Consider the following 14,021-nt stretch of genomic DNA (forward strand, 5'->3'; position numbering starts at 1 on the left):
TTCGAGGTGGGCGCGTTCCGTGGAGCGCCGTGCGTTCCGCCGACGGTGAAGCGCTGGCACGCGCTTCACCGGATACGGCTGTGTTTTGGGGAGCCGGTCCTTGCCCGGCTCCGCGCGGTCGGCCTTTCGAGGTGGGCGCGTTCCGTGGAGCGTCGTGCGTTCCGCCGACGGGAAAGCACTTGTACGCGCTTTCCCGGATACGGCTGTGTTGAGGGGGAGCCGGTCCCTGCCCGGCCCGGCGCGGTCGGCACCGCGACAGGGGCGCGTCGAGGAGAGCGTCGGGCGTTCCGCCAACGGGATAGAGCTGGGCGCGCTGTCCCGGAGGCGGCTGCGATCGGGACGGCCTGCTGGTGACGCGGGGAGAGCGCGGGGTCAGCGGAGGGAGATGCCCTCGGTGGCGGGGGCGGCGGAGTAGACGGCGGCGATGGTGTCGGCGAAGTCGGCGAGGATGACGTTGCGCTTGATGCTCATCTTCGGAGTCAGGTGACCGCTCGCCTCCGTGAACTCGGTCGGGAGGATCACGAACTTCCGGATCGACTCGGCGCGGGACACGCGCTCGTTCGCCGCATCGACGGCCCGCTGCACCTCGGCCAGAACGACCGGGTTCACGGCCGCGTCCTCGAGTGAGAGGCCCTTGTCCTGCCCGTTGTTCGCGAGCCACGTCGGCAGCATCTCGGAGTCGAGCGTGACCAGAGCAGCGATGAACGGGCGCTGATCGCCGACGACGACGACCTGGCCGACCAGCGGGTTCGCGCGGATCGGATCCTCCAGCGCCGCCGGAGCGACGTTCTTGCCGCCGGCGGTGACGATGATCTCCTTCTTCCGCCCGGTGACGCGCAGGTACCCGTCCTCGTCCAGAGTTCCGAGGTCGCCCGTGCGGAACCACTCGCCGTCGAACGACTCGGCCGTCGCAGCCTCGTTGTTCCAGTAGCCGCCGAAGACGTCGATGCCGCGCACCTGGATCTCGCCGTCGCCCGCGATCCGGATCGAGACCCCGGGCATCGCCGGGCCCACCGAGCCGATCTTGAACCGCTCGGTGCGGTTGACGGTGGCGGGCGCCGTCGTCTCCGTGAGGCCGTAGCCCTCGAGGATCTTGATGCCGAGGCTGTGGAAGAAGTGCCCGAGCCGGTCTCCCAGCGGCGCCGAGCCGGACACGGCGAAGCGGACGTTCCCGCCCATGGCGGTGCGCAGCTTCGAGTAGACGAGCCGGTCGAAGAGGAGGAACTGCAGCTTCAGAGCGAGCGGCACCGAGCCCGCCTCGAGCGCCATCGAGTGGGCGACGGCGACGTCGGCCGCGCGGCGGAAGATCTTCCCCTTCCCCCCGGCCTCGGCCTTCTGCTCGGCGGAGTTGTAGACCTTCTCGAACACGCGCGGCACGGCCAGGAGGAACGTCGGCTTGAAGGACGCGAGCGAGGGGAGCAGCTGCCTGGTGTCGGCCTGGTGCCCCACCTTCACCCCGCCGTGCACGCAGAGGATCGCGATGAAGCGGGCGAACACGTGCGCCGTGGTGATGAACAGCAGCGTCGACGCGCCGGGCTGGTGGATCAGTTCCGTCAGGGCGACCGCCGAGTTGCGGCTGAGCTCGACGAAGTTCGAATGCCGGATGATGCAGCCCTTGGGGCGGCCGGTGGAGCCGGAGGTGTAGATGATCGTCGCGATGTCGGTGCCGGTCGCCATCGAGCGGCGGCGCTCGATCTCGGCGTCCGGCACGTCGCCGCCGCGCGCGACGAGCTTGTCCAGATCGCCCAGCCCGATCTGCCAGGCGAGTCGGACCTCGGGAAGGTCGGCGCGGATCTCGTCGAAGCGGGCGAAGTGCTCGGGGGTCTCGACGATCACGGCGTGCGCGCCGGAGTCGGCGAGGTTCCACTGCACCTGCGCGGGGGAGGAGGTCTCGTACACCGGGACGAGGACCCCGCCGGCGAACCAGACGGCGAAGTCGATCAGCGTCCACTCGTAGCGCGTCTTGCAGATCAGCCCGACCTTCTCGCCCGGCTCGAGGCCGGCGGCGACGAAGCCCTTCGCGAGGGCCGTGACCTGGTCGAGGAACTCCTGCGCCGTCACATCGCGCCAGCCGTCGCCGTCGGGCAGCGCGAAGAGCGGGCGATCGGGCGTCTCGCGGACGCGGTCCAGCAGGAGGGCGGTCGTGTTGGCCTGGGGATCGGCCGGAACCACCAGGGGGGAATCGAACTGGTCCACGGCAACTCCTTCGGTACCTGAATGAACGTCGTCTCCACCCTACCGGCGCGGCGCAAGCTGTGGATCCGTTCAGGGTAACGATCCAGGGGTGGCTCCGCGAGGAGGGCCGACACGCGTCGCCGGGTCTCGCCGCTGAGCCGCATCGGAGCGCTCGCGGTCACTACACTCGTCCTGGCCGCCGCTCAGGGCGGCCCGCCGACGCTGCCGCGCCGGTGGCGACGGGAAGGCGGTTCGCGTGCACGCGATCGGGATCGACATCGGCGGCACGAAGATCGCCGGAGCCCTGGTCGACGAGTTCGGGGGGATCCTCCGCGAGGACCGTCGGCCCACTCCCGCCGGGCACCCCGAGCTGATCGTCGACGTCGTGGTCGAGATGGTCGAGCATCTGCGCTCCGGCCTGCTCCCGGGAGACGTCTCCGCGGTCGGAGTCGCCGCCGCCGGCTTCATCGACGCCTCGCAGTCGATCGTCTACTACGCCCCGAACATCAACTGGCGCAACGAGCCCTTCCGCGAGAAGCTCTCGGCCCGCATCGACCTGCCGATCATCATCGAGAACGATGCGAACGCCGCCGGCTGGGCCGAGTTCCGCTACGGCTCGGGCCGCCTCGTCAGCGACATGCTGATGCTCACCATCGGAACCGGAGTGGGTGGCGCGATCGTCATCAACGACCGGCTCCTGCGCGGCGGCTTCGGCGCAGCGGCCGAGATCGGGCACATGCGCGTCGTCCCCGGAGGCCTGCCCTGCGGCTGCGGCGCCCGCGGCTGCATCGAGCAGTACGGCTCGGGCCGCGCGCTCCAGCGCTTCGCCGGCGAGCTGGCCGACGCGGGCGGGATCGGCCAGGGCATCGCCGACGCCCGCGCCCGCAACGGCGGCGAGCTGAACGGCCACCTCATCTCCGAGCTGATCACCGCCGGCGACCTCGGCGCCCTCGCGGCGCTGCGACAGCTCGGCCACTGGCTGGGCGAGGCGGCGGCCAGCCTGAGCGCCGTCCTCGACCCGCAGATGTTCGTCATCGGCGGCGGAGTGGCGCAGGCGGGCGACCTCCTGCTGGATGCCATCCGCCAGGCCTACCTCGACAACCTCCCCGCCCGGGGCTACCACCCCGAGCCCGAGTTCCGCATCGCGGAGCTCGTCAACGACGCCGGAGTCGTGGGGGCCGCCGACCTGGCGCGCCTGCACGCGAGCTCCCTCTAGCGGCACCCGCCGCACCCGATCCGCCGCACCGCCGAGGAGCCCGATGTTCTACTGGTTCATGAAGCACATCGTCGCGGGCCCGCTCCTGAAGACGATCTTCCGGCCGTGGGTGGTCGGTGCCGACAAGGTGCCGCAGAACGGCGGCGTGATCCTCGCGAGCAACCACCTCTCCTTCATCGACTCCGTGATCCTCCCGCTGGTGATCGAGCGGAACATGGTCTTCCTCGCCAAGAGCGACTACTTCACCGGCAAGGGCCTCAAGGGCTGGGCGACGCGGACGTTCTTCACCGCCACGGGGATGCTGCCCATCGACCGCTCCGGCGGCAAGGCGTCGGAGGCCTCGCTCAACACGGGACTCCGCGTCCTCGCGGGCGGCCACGCGCTGGGCATCTATCCCGAGGGCACGCGCAGCCCCGACGGCCGCATGTACCGCGGCCGCACCGGAGTCGCCCGCATGGTCCTCGAGGCCCGCGTGCCCGTCATCCCGGTCGCCATGATCGACACCGCGCGCATCATGCCCATCGGCAAGCGCCTGCCGAAGCTGGGCCGCATCGGCATCGTCTTCGGGGAGCCGCTCGACTTCAGCCGCTTCGAGGGCATGGAGGGCGACCGGTTCATCCTCCGCTCGATCACCGACGAGATCATGTACGAGCTCCTCGCCCTGAGCGGCCAGGAGTACCTCGACGTCTACGCGACCTCGGTCAAGGAGAAGCGCGCGGCCCTCATCCGCTGAGCGCGCGCTCGACGCCGGGGCCCCCTCCCGGCCGAGCGCCCTGCCAGGCGATAAGCTCGTCAACCGCTGCCGTCCGTCCGGACGGCGGCCCTCCGCGCGCCGCTGGCGCCCGTCAGAACCGGGAACACCCTCGTGGTCATCGATCCGAACGAACCGTACGTCCTCGCCGCCCCCTCCGTGGTCGCCGGCCTGGACTATTGGCGCGAGCTCGAGATCAAGCAGCAGCCGCAGTGGCCCGATGCGGAGGCCGTGCGAGCGGCGTCCGCCGAGGTGGCCGCGCTCCCTCCGCTGGTGTTCGCCGGCGAGGTGGACCAGCTGCGCGAGCGTCTCGGAGCCGCGGCCCGCGGCGAGGCGTTCCTCCTGCAGGGCGGCGACTGCGCCGAGACCTTCGCCGGAGCGACCGCGGAGCAGATCCGCAACCGCGTCAAGACCGTGCTGCAGATGGCCGTCGTCCTCACCTACGGCGCGAGCATGCCCGTCATCAAGATGGGCCGGATGGCCGGCCAGTTCGCGAAGCCGCGCTCGAGCGACCTCGAGACCCGCGGCGACGTGACCCTGCCCGCCTACCGCGGCGACATCGTCAACGGCTACGACTTCACCCCGGAGTCGCGCGCCGCGGACCCGCGCCGCATCGTGCAGGGCTACCACACCGCCGCCTCGACGCTGAACCTCATCCGCGCCTTCACGCAGGGCGGATTCGCCGACCTGCGCCTCGTCCACTACTGGAACAAGGGCTTCACCGAGAACCCGCAGAACCAGCGCTACGAGCAGCTGGCCCGCGAGATCGACCGCGCGGTCAAGTTCATGGTGGCGTGCGGGGCCGACTTCGAGGGCATGAAGCGCACCGAGTTCTACACCGGCCACGAGGGCCTGCTGATGGACTACGAGCGCCCCATGACGCGCATCGACTCGCGGACCGGCACGCCGTACAACACCTCCAGCCACTTCATCTGGATCGGCGAGCGCACCCGCGAGCTCGACGGCGCGCACGTCGACTTCCTGTCGCGGGTGCGCAACCCGATCGGCGTGAAGCTCGGCCCGTCGACCACGCCCGAGACGATGCTCGAGCTGATCGACAAGCTCGACCCCGAGCGGGAGCCCGGTCGCCTCACCTTCATCACCCGCATGGGTGCCGGGAGGATCCGCGACGCCCTCCCGCCGCTGCTCGAGGCCGTCAAGCGGAGCGACGCCCTGCCGCTGTGGGTGACCGATCCGATGCACGGCAACGGGCTGACGACGCCGACCGGCTACAAGACCCGTCGCTTCGACGACGTGGTCGATGAGGTCAAGGGCTTCTTCGAGGCGCACCGCGCTGCGGGGACGCACCCCGGCGGCATCCACGTCGAGCTCACGGGCGACGACGTCACCGAGTGCCTCGGCGGCTCGGAGCACATCGACGAGGCGACGCTCGCCACCCGGTACGAGTCGGTCTGCGACCCGCGCCTCAACCACATGCAGTCGCTCGAGCTCGCGTTCCTCGTGGCGGAGGAGCTCCGGGGCCGCGCGATCTGATCCGGCCCCGACCGCCGGTCGAGTCCCCGTCGAGGGGCTCGACCGGCGGCGTCAGGTCGTGATGGTGATCGACAGCTGGATCGTCGTGCCGCGCTGCACGAGATCGCCGGCCTTGTTGGACTGGTTCGTGACCTTGGTCAGCTCGTTCGGCGCCGCGTCGATCAGCGGGCCGAGCGTCGTCAGGGAGTAGCTCCACGACAGGTCCGCCGCCTCGAGGGCCGCCTTCGCCTCGTCGCGGTTCATCCCCACGACGTTCGGCACGGCGACGGGCTCGGGCCCCTTCGACACGACGACCGAGACGGTGTCGCCGGTCACGGCGGGCGCCTCCGGGTTCGCCTGCGTGAGGACGACGCCCGCGGCCACGGTGTCGCTCCAGTCCTCGCCGCTGCGGTCGAGGGCGAGACCGGCCGCCTCCGCCTTCGCCGTCGCGTCGTCGATCGAGAGACCGACGACGTTCGGGATCGGTCCGAGACTCACCACCATCGCGATGGTGCTGGTCTCGGACATCGTCTCGGGCAGCGCCGATCCGTCAGGCAGCGAGGCGGAGACGACCACACCCGCGTCGACGTCGGCGTCGAAGATCTTCGAGACGTCGCCGACGGTGAAGGAGCCGCCCGTCACCGCGGCGGCAGCGTCGGCCTCCGAGAGGCCGGCGAGCGACGGGACCGGCAGCTGGCGCGGCCCGCTCGAGACGGTCAGCGTGATGACGGAGCCCTTGTGCACCCCCTGCCCGCCGGGCGGATCGGAGCTCACCACCGTCCCCGCGGGCACGGTGAGGTCGGGCGTCTCCTGCGGCTGCACCTCGAAGCCCTGCGCCTGCAGCTGGGCCGTCGCGTCCTGCTGCGACTGGCTGACGACGTCCGGGATCGACACGATCGCGCCGGGTCCCTCGCCGAACCACCAGGCCGTCCCGCCGCCGATGAGCGCCAGGAGGAGGACGACCACCGTGAGCAGGACGCCGCGGCGCCGTCGGACGCGGCGCCTGCTCGCGAGCCGGGCGACGGTGTCGTCGTCCTCGTCGACCACGAGCACCGCTCCGGGGGCCGGCGCCGGGTCGAAGACCGAGGTCTGCCCGGGCTCCGCCGTATCGAAGACGGCCGTCGCGGGCGCCGGATCGGCGACGGGCGCCGGGAGCGGGGTGACCGCCTGCGTGTCGCCGCGGCGGTCGCTCGGTGTGATGCCCATGAGCCGCTCGGCCTCGAGCAGCTGCGCGAGCATGACACCGGCGTCGCGGGGCCGCATGTCCGGGTCGCGCTCGGTCGCCCAGAGGACGAGCTCGTCGAGCGAGGTGGGGACGGAGGCGACCGTCGCGCTGGGGTACGGGACGGAGTCGTTCGCGTGCTGGTACGCGATCTGCATCGGCTGCTCGCCCGTGAAGGGCTGCTCTCCGGTGAGCATCTCGTAGATCATGATCCCGATGGCGTAGATGTCGCTGCGGGTGTCGGCGGTGCCCCGCGTGACCAGCTCGGGGGAGAGGTAGGCGATCGTGCCGAGGAGGGCCTGACCGGAGGCGGTGTTGGCGGAGGCGGCGCGCGCGAGGCCGAAGTCGCCGATCTTGATCCGGCCGTCGTCGGCGAGGAGCACGTTCTCGGGCTTGAGGTCGCGGTGGAGGATCCCGGCGCGGTGCGCGGCGGCGAGACCCGAGAGCACGGAGTGCATGATGTCGACGACCTGCTGGGCGGTCAGCCGGCCGCGCTCCTTGAGCAGGTCGCGCAGGGTGATCCCGGGGAGGTACTCCATCACCAGGTAGGCCATGTCCGAGTCCTGGCCCTGGTCGAAGACGCTGACCACGTTCGGGTGGGCGAGACGGGCGGCGGAGCGCGCCTCCTGGACGAAGCGGTTCTTGAACGTCGCGTCGTCGGAGAGGTGGCCGTGCATGACCTTCATCGCCACGCGGCGCTCGAGGCGCTGATCGTGCGCGAGGTAGACCGTCGCCATGCCGCCGCGGGCGATCCTCGAGCGCACCTCGTACCGGCCGTCGACGAGACGGCCGAGGAGAGGGTCGAGCTGGCTGGTGGTCACGCGACGAGTCTAGGCAAGACCCCCGGGGGAACCGGTGAGCGACGCCCGGGCGGCGCAGGACGGGCCCGACTCCTTCTCCGGGGCGCCCGCAGTTGGCGGCCCTCCGGGCTCGTGGCAGTCTTGACGCGTGACCGACTCGTCCACTTCCCCCGCCACCTCGACCGATTCCGAGCTCGAGTGGCTGACCGTCCCCGACCTCGTGGAGCTGACCGGGCTCGGCGCCGGCCGGGTCCGCCGCCTCCTCGAGGAGCGCCACCTGCTCGGCACCCGCCGCGACGGCGTGCTGAAGGTCCCCGCCCTCTTCCTCCGCGACGGGGAGCCGATGAGCGAGATCCGCGGCACCGCGATCCTGCTCGCCGACTCCGGCTTCACCGACGACGAGGCGGTCGACTGGATGCTGACGGTCGAGGAGAGCCTGGGCACGAGCCCGATCGTCGCCCTCCGCGCCGGCCGCAAGGCCGAGGTCCGGCGGGTCGCCCAGGCCCTGGCCTGATACCGCCGGTCCGCTCCTAGGAGGTGCGGACCGTGACCTGGGCGGCCAGCTCGCGCAGCTCCGCCACGCCCTCCGTGCGGAGCGGCGCGTCGGGGAGGACCGCGATCGCCGCGGCCACCTCCTGGTCGATGCGCTCCTCGAGCCGCTCGAGGGCGCCGCTGCCCGCGATGATCTCCTGCGCCCGCGCGATGGACGCCGCGTCGGCGTCGCTCCGGCCCACGACCGCGTCGAGCTCGGCCCGCTCGCCCGGCGAGCACGCGCCGCGGGCGAGGCCGAGCAGCACGGTGCGCTTGCCCTCCCGCAGATCGTCGCCGGCCGGCTTGCCCGTCACTGCCGGGTCGCCGAAGACTCCGAGGACGTCGTCGCGCAGCTGGAAGGCGATCCCGACCGGGAGCCCGAAGCGGCGCAGGGCGTCCAGCTGAGCGTCGTCGCCGCCGGCGAGGGAGCCGCCGATCACCAGCGGCGCCTCGATGCTGTACTTCGCGCTCTTGTAGACCACCACCCGCTCCGCCCGCTGCAGGTGCTCGTGCTCGGGGTGCTGCACCCACGCGCTCTCCTCGAGGATGTCGAGGTACTGGCCCAGCGTGACCTCGGTGCGCATCAGGTTGAACTCCGCGCGCGCGCGCTCGGCCGCGACTCGATCCCCGAGCGACCACTCCGCCGCGGCGAAGATCTCGTCCGACCAGACCAGGAGGAGGTCGCCGAGGAGGATCGCGGAGGAGCGGCCGAACTCGTCGCGGTCGCCGGTCCAGCCGCCGTCGGCGTGGAAGGAGGAGAAGCGCCGGTGGGCCGCGGGAGCGCCCCGGCGGGTGTCGGAGTTGTCGATCACGTCGTCGTGGACAAGGGCGGCGGCGTGGAACAGCTCCAGCCCGGCGCCCACCCTCGCGATCGGATCGGAGCCGCTCGGATGGGCCTCGCTCGAGGTGCTCGACACCGCGTTCCAGCCCGCCTCGCAGAAGCGCGCGCGGAACCGCTTGCCCCCGCTGAGAAAGTCCCGCGAAAGGTCGCCGAGGGCGGAGACGTCCTCTCCTATGGAGCGCAGAATTGGCGTGCGCCCGGTGAGGAATTCATCGATTCGGAGCTGGACGCGATCGACCAGTCGAGAGCTGTGGTTCACCCGACCAGCCTATGCACCGAAGGTGCCTGGTGCCTGCGTCGGGCTCGGTCTACACTGAAGCGCCGCCCGACCGGTCGAGCCCAGACGCCGCCTATTCCGGTGCCGATCCCCGAAAGGGTCGACGCCGCACCCTGAAGGGGTCACGATGCCGCTTTCGGAACACGAGCAACGGCTCCTCGATGAGATGGAGCGGAACCTCTACCAGAACGACGCCGATTTCGTGGCGGCGGTCGGCAAGGGACGCGGCGGCACCAACTACCGGGCCCTCGTGCTCGGCATCCTCCTCGGCATCCTCGGTCTCGCCGTGCTCGTCGCGGGAGTGGTCGTGCGCCAGCCCCTCGTCGGCATCCTCGGGTTCGCCTTCATGCTCGGCGGCGTGATCGTGGCCATGCGCCCGGCCGCCGGCGGCTCCTCCGAGCCCGGCCTGCCCGACGTCGGCCGTCCGTCGAAGCCCCGCTCGGGCAACCGCCAGGGGTCCGGCTTCATGGACCGACTGAACGACAGGTGGGACAACCGCGGAGACGGGCGCGGCTAGCCTCCCCTCCGTTCCACCACAGGGTCGATCCTCACGGATCGGCCCTTTTTTCGTGCCCGCGGCCTCCCTCCCGCGGCACTCCCCCTCCACTTCGCCCCACTGTCGCGATTCCGCGGAAACACGCGGATGACCGGGGCCTCTCCGGCGCGCCCCGCGCCGCGCCGGGGTTGTGAGTGGGGGGAAGTGGAGTACTGTGGAGGACACACCATCCTTGGCCGGAAGAAGTGGGGGGCAGTCCGTGTTCCTCGGCACCTATTCCCCCAAGCTCGACGAGAAGGGCCGCGTGATCCTCCCCGCCAAGTTCCGCGACGAGCTCTCCTCCGGAGTCGTCGTCACGCGCGGCCAGGAGCGGTGCCTGTACGTGTTCAGCCAGGCCGAGTTCGAGGTGATGCACGAGAAGATCCGGCAGGCGCCGGTGACCAGCAAGCAGGCGCGGGACTTCCTCCGGGTGTTCCTCTCGGGCGCGAGCGCCGAGACGCCGGACAAGCAGAACCGCGTGACCCTCCCGGCTCCGCTGCGCGCCTACGCCGGCCTCGACCGCGACCTCACCGTCATCGGAGCGGGCAACCGCGCCGAGATCTGGGCGCAGGGCGCCTGGGAGACCTACCTGCAGGAGCAGGAGTCCGTGTTCTCCGACACCCAGGAGGAGGTGATCCCCGGCCTGTTCTAGGTCCTGTCGCGCGACTCCCAGCCACTCGGCGCCCGGACGCACCTTCCCCGGTGTCCGGACGCGAGGTGGATGGGGATCGGACGACAGGAACGGGAACGGCGGGACCGCCATGGCAGAGAACACTCCGAAGGACGCTCCGCGCCCGACCGAGGAGCGGCACCTCCCGGTGCTGCTCGAGCGCTGCGTCGAGCTCCTCGCTCCGGCGCTGGAGCGCGACGGGGCGGTCGTCGTCGACGCGACGCTCGGTATGGGCGGGCACTCGCTCGCGCTGCTCGAGCGCTTCCCCGGCCTGCACCTCGTGGGCCTGGACCGCGACCCCGAGGCGCTGCAGCTCGCGGGGGAGCGGCTCTCCGCCCACGCCTCCCGGATCGACCTCGTGCACGCCGTCTACGACGAGCTGCCCGACGTGCTCGACGAGCTGGGCATCGACACGATCGACGGTGCGCTCTTCGACCTCGGCGTCTCCTCGCTCCAGCTCGACGAGACCGAGCGCGGCTTCTCCTACTCCAAGGACGCGCCGCTGGACATGCGGATGGACTCGACCGCCCCGCTCACGGCGGCGAGCATCCTCGCCGACTACGACGAGACCGCCCTGCGCCGCATCTTCCACGAGTACGGCGAGGAGCGCCTCGCCGCGCGCTACGCCAAGAAGATCGTGGAGGCCCGCCGCGAGGCTCCACTGGAGCGCTCCGGCCGTCTCGTCGAGATCATCCAGGCGGCGACCCCGGTCGCGATCCAGCGGAACGGCCACCCCGCCAAGCGCGTCTTCCAGGCGCTGCGGATCGAGGTCAACCAGGAGCTGTCCGTCCTCGAGCGGGCGATCCCCGCCGCCCTGGGCCGGATCAACGAGGGCGGGCGGATCGTCGTCGAGGCGTACCAGTCGCTCGAGGACCGGATCGTCAAGCGCGCGCTCCAGGCCGCGTCCTCCTCCACCGCCCCGGCCGGCCTCCCGATGGAGCTGCCGGAGCACCGACCCGAGTTCCGACTCGTCATCCGCGGAGCCGAGCTCGCCTCCGACGACGAGAAGGCCCGCAACCCCCGAGCGACACCCGTGCGTCTGCGCGCGGCCGAGAGGATCAGGAGCACCGCATGAGCGCCACCGCCGTCATCGACCCCGCCGTCATCGACACCGCCCGCCGAGCACGCCCCGAGGAGGAGGCGCCCCGCCCCCGCATCGAGGCCGTCCCGGCCGGTCAGGCGCAGTCGCGCCCGAAGCTCGTCTACGGGATCGTCGCCGTCGCCGGCCTCTTCGCGATCATCGTCGTCCAGCTCCTGGTGAGCGTCGGCCTCTCGCAGGGGGCCTACCAGATCTCGGCACTGCAGACCGAGCAGAAGTCGCTCACCCGCAGCAACGCGGAGAAGCAGGACGCCGTCGACACGCTGAGCTCGCCGCAGAACCTCGCCACCGCCGCACAGGGCCTGGGCATGGTCGCCAACACCGCGCCGGTCTACCTCCGCCTCTCGGACGGCGCCGTGCTGGGCGACCCCTCCTCCGCCGCGTCGAGCGAAGTCGCGGGCACCGCCTCCGCGCCGCTCGTGCCCAACGCCCTCGTCCCGGCTCTCCAGCCCGGCGCGAGCGCGTCCTCCCCGGCTGTCGACGGCGCGGCCGTACCGTTGCAGGGCGAGCTGCCCGCGCCCATCACGCACTGACGCACGGCGTCGCGGTCCGCCTCCGCGCGGGCACCCGCCCCGCGGGGCGCACGACGACCATCCGGACCCGACGAACGGCGGCCCGCCCGCCCGGAGCAAGAAGGACACCGCCGCAGTGAGACACCACCGCTCGAGCAGACGCCGCACGGCCGTCACGTTCGTCATCATCGTCGCCGTCGTCGGGCTCTTCATCGGCAAGCTGGTGGACATCCAGATCGTGCGGGCCAACGAGCTCACCGATGCGGCCGCCCAGAACCAGTCGAACAGCGTCGTCACCTACGGTCAGCGCGGCCCCATCGTGGACCGCTCCGGGACGGTGCTCGCGGACACCACCACGCGCTACCGGCTGACGACCTCGCCGAAGAACGTGGCCGAGTTCCCGCGCGAGCTGGGCGAGGACCAGAAGGTCATGGTCAGCGTGCAGCAGGCCGCGTCCGAGATCGGCGCGATCACCGGGCAGTCGGTCGAGCAGATCACCGGAGCGGTGGACGCCGCGCTCGCGAAGGACGCGAAGGCCAACTACCTGATCCTCTCGGAGGGGCTCGACCTCGAGGCCTACCAGAAGCTCGTCGCGCTCGACATCCCGTGGACCTACTTCGAGACCCAGCAGGGCCGCAGCTACCCCAACGGCGCGGTGGCCGGCAACCTCGTCGGCTACGTCGGGGCGGACGGAGCGGCCCAGGAGGGCATGGAGTACGCGGAGAACACCTGCCTCGCGGGGCAGAACGGGTCCGAGAGCTACGAGCGCAGCGCCGACTACGTCCGGATCCCGGGCAGCACCGTCTCGGAGACCCCGGCCGTCGACGGCGGGACGCTGAAGCTCACCATCGACTCCGACCTCCAGTACTACTCCCAGCAGGTCCTCTCGCAGCGCGTCGCCGAGGTCGGCGGCAGCTACGGGATCGTCGTGGTGCAGGAGGTCAAGACCGGCAAGCTGCTCGCCGTGGCCGAGACGCCGACGGTCGACCCCAACAACGTCGAGGCGAGCGCCTCCGCCGACCGCAGCTCGCGCGCCTTCCGCGCGCCGTTCGAGCCGGGCTCGACCTTCAAGCCGATGACGGCCGCGATGCTGATCGACCAGGGCCAGGCGGGCCCGACGACCCAGGTCGTCGTCCCGGACTCCTTCGAGAAGGACGGCGCCTCGTTCAGCGACGACTTCGCGCACACCCCGACGAACTACACGCTGACCGGCATCCTCAAGGACTCGTCGAACGTCGGCATCTCGATGCTCGGCTCCCGTCTGTCGGCCCAGACCCGCTACGACTACCTGCAGAAGTTCGGTCTCGGCACGCCCACCACGAGTGGCTTCCCCGGCGAGGAGGGCGGCCTGCTCGCCGACTACCAGGACTGGGACAACCAGACGAACTACACGACGATGTTCGGCCAGGGCGTCTCGGCGACCGCGGTGCAGGTCGCGAGCATCTACCAGACGCTCGGCAACGGCGGAGTGCGGCTCCCGTCGCAGCTGATCGACGGCTGCACCACGGCCGACGGCTCCGTCGTGGACGTCCCCGATGCGACGGGCACCCAGGTGGTGTCGAGCTCGGCCGCGAAGCAGGTCGTCGACATGCTGCAGACCCACTACAACGAGGGCTGGCTGGCGAACGACATCCACGTCGACGGCTACAACATCGCCACCAAGACCGGTACCGCGCAGCAGCCCGACGGGAAGGGCGGCTACTCGAAGAGCTACACCGTCTCGCTCGCCGGGCTCGCGCCGGCGGAGGACCCGGAGTACGTCGTGACGGTCACCATCGCCGATCCGGTTAAGATGAACACGTCCCAGGCGACGGCTCCCGTCTTCCAGCAGGTCATGACCCAGGTGCTCAAGACCAACCGGGTGGAGCCGTCCACGGTGCCGCCCGTCCAGTACCCCACGACGTGGTGAGCCCCGCCGG

General features: G+C 71.3%; 12 protein-coding genes. 9 read left to right on the plus strand and 3 right to left on the minus strand.

Going from position 1 to position 14,021, the window contains the following annotated elements; all coding sequences use genetic code 11:
- Window positions 1-372: 372 nt before the first annotated feature.
- Window positions 373-2,196, minus strand: a complete 1,824-nt coding sequence (locus tag C5D66_RS08335; protein WP_104274101.1) for a long-chain fatty acid--CoA ligase — start codon at window positions 2,194-2,196, stop codon at window positions 373-375.
- Between the two features lie 235 nt (window positions 2,197-2,431).
- Here C5D66_RS08335 and C5D66_RS08340 point away from each other — a divergent pair, with 235 nt between their 5' ends.
- The 3 genes from C5D66_RS08340 (at window position 2,432) to C5D66_RS08350 (ending at window position 5,636) form a co-directional block, all read left to right on the plus strand.
- The gene (locus tag C5D66_RS08340) at window positions 2,432-3,391 is read left to right on the plus strand and encodes an ROK family glucokinase (protein ID WP_104274102.1); all 960 of its coding nucleotides are present in this window, start codon (window positions 2,432-2,434) and stop codon (window positions 3,389-3,391) included.
- 43 nt (window positions 3,392-3,434) lie between these two features.
- The gene (locus tag C5D66_RS08345) at window positions 3,435-4,124 is read left to right on the plus strand and encodes a 1-acyl-sn-glycerol-3-phosphate acyltransferase (RefSeq protein WP_104255489.1); all 690 of its coding nucleotides are present in this window, start codon (window positions 3,435-3,437) and stop codon (window positions 4,122-4,124) included.
- Window positions 4,125-4,301: 177 nt separating this feature from the next.
- Entirely contained in the window at window positions 4,302-5,636 is a 1,335-nt protein-coding gene (locus C5D66_RS08350; protein WP_104222617.1) for a class II 3-deoxy-7-phosphoheptulonate synthase, read from the plus strand.
- 51 nt (window positions 5,637-5,687) lie between these two features.
- Here the strand turns inward: C5D66_RS08350 and pknB are convergent, their stop codons facing one another.
- A complete protein-coding gene (gene pknB / locus C5D66_RS08355; protein ID WP_104222582.1) occupies window positions 5,688-7,658 on the minus strand; it encodes a Stk1 family PASTA domain-containing Ser/Thr kinase in 1,971 nt (656 codons plus the stop codon).
- Window positions 7,659-7,785: 127 nt separating this feature from the next.
- On the opposite strand from pknB, the gene C5D66_RS08360 reads away from it, so the two are divergent.
- Window positions 7,786-8,151 carry an Rv2175c family DNA-binding protein gene (locus C5D66_RS08360; protein WP_104255490.1) on the plus strand — a complete coding sequence of 122 codons (366 nt, stop codon included), beginning with the start codon at window positions 7,786-7,788 and terminating at the stop codon, window positions 8,149-8,151.
- Window positions 8,152-8,167: 16 nt separating this feature from the next.
- On the opposite strand, the gene C5D66_RS08365 is transcribed toward C5D66_RS08360, so the two are convergent.
- The gene (locus C5D66_RS08365; RefSeq protein ID WP_104222584.1) at window positions 8,168-9,268 is read right to left on the minus strand and encodes a polyprenyl synthetase family protein; all 1,101 of its coding nucleotides are present in this window, start codon (window positions 9,266-9,268) and stop codon (window positions 8,168-8,170) included.
- A gap of 145 nt (window positions 9,269-9,413) precedes the next feature.
- On the opposite strand from C5D66_RS08365, the gene C5D66_RS08370 reads away from it, so the two are divergent.
- The 5 genes from C5D66_RS08370 (at window position 9,414) to C5D66_RS08390 (ending at window position 14,011) form a co-directional block, all read left to right on the plus strand.
- Window positions 9,414-9,803 (plus strand): DUF3040 domain-containing protein, encoded by a 390-nt coding sequence (locus tag C5D66_RS08370; protein WP_104233350.1) that lies wholly within the window; start codon window positions 9,414-9,416, stop codon window positions 9,801-9,803.
- A 238-nt stretch (window positions 9,804-10,041) separates the two neighbouring features.
- Entirely contained in the window at window positions 10,042-10,473 is a 432-nt protein-coding gene (gene mraZ / locus C5D66_RS08375) for a division/cell wall cluster transcriptional repressor MraZ (RefSeq protein WP_104222586.1), read from the plus strand.
- A gap of 109 nt (window positions 10,474-10,582) precedes the next feature.
- Window positions 10,583-11,566: a 16S rRNA (cytosine(1402)-N(4))-methyltransferase RsmH gene (rsmH, locus tag C5D66_RS08380; RefSeq protein WP_104255491.1), complete on the plus strand. Its 984-nt coding sequence runs from the start codon at window positions 10,583-10,585 to the stop codon at window positions 11,564-11,566.
- Window positions 11,563-12,123 (plus strand): hypothetical protein, encoded by a 561-nt coding sequence (locus C5D66_RS08385; protein ID WP_104222588.1) that lies wholly within the window; start codon window positions 11,563-11,565, stop codon window positions 12,121-12,123. Before rsmH ends, C5D66_RS08385 begins: the two co-directional genes overlap by 4 nt.
- Window positions 12,124-12,238: 115 nt before the next feature.
- The gene (locus C5D66_RS08390; protein ID WP_258063941.1) at window positions 12,239-14,011 is read left to right on the plus strand and encodes a penicillin-binding protein 2; all 1,773 of its coding nucleotides are present in this window, start codon (window positions 12,239-12,241) and stop codon (window positions 14,009-14,011) included.
- The last annotated feature ends 10 nt before the right edge of the window (window positions 14,012-14,021 follow it).

The sequence above is a fragment of the Rathayibacter sp. AY1B4 genome, from assembly GCF_002932815.1.
GTDB lineage: Bacteria > Actinomycetota > Actinomycetes > Actinomycetales > Microbacteriaceae > Rathayibacter.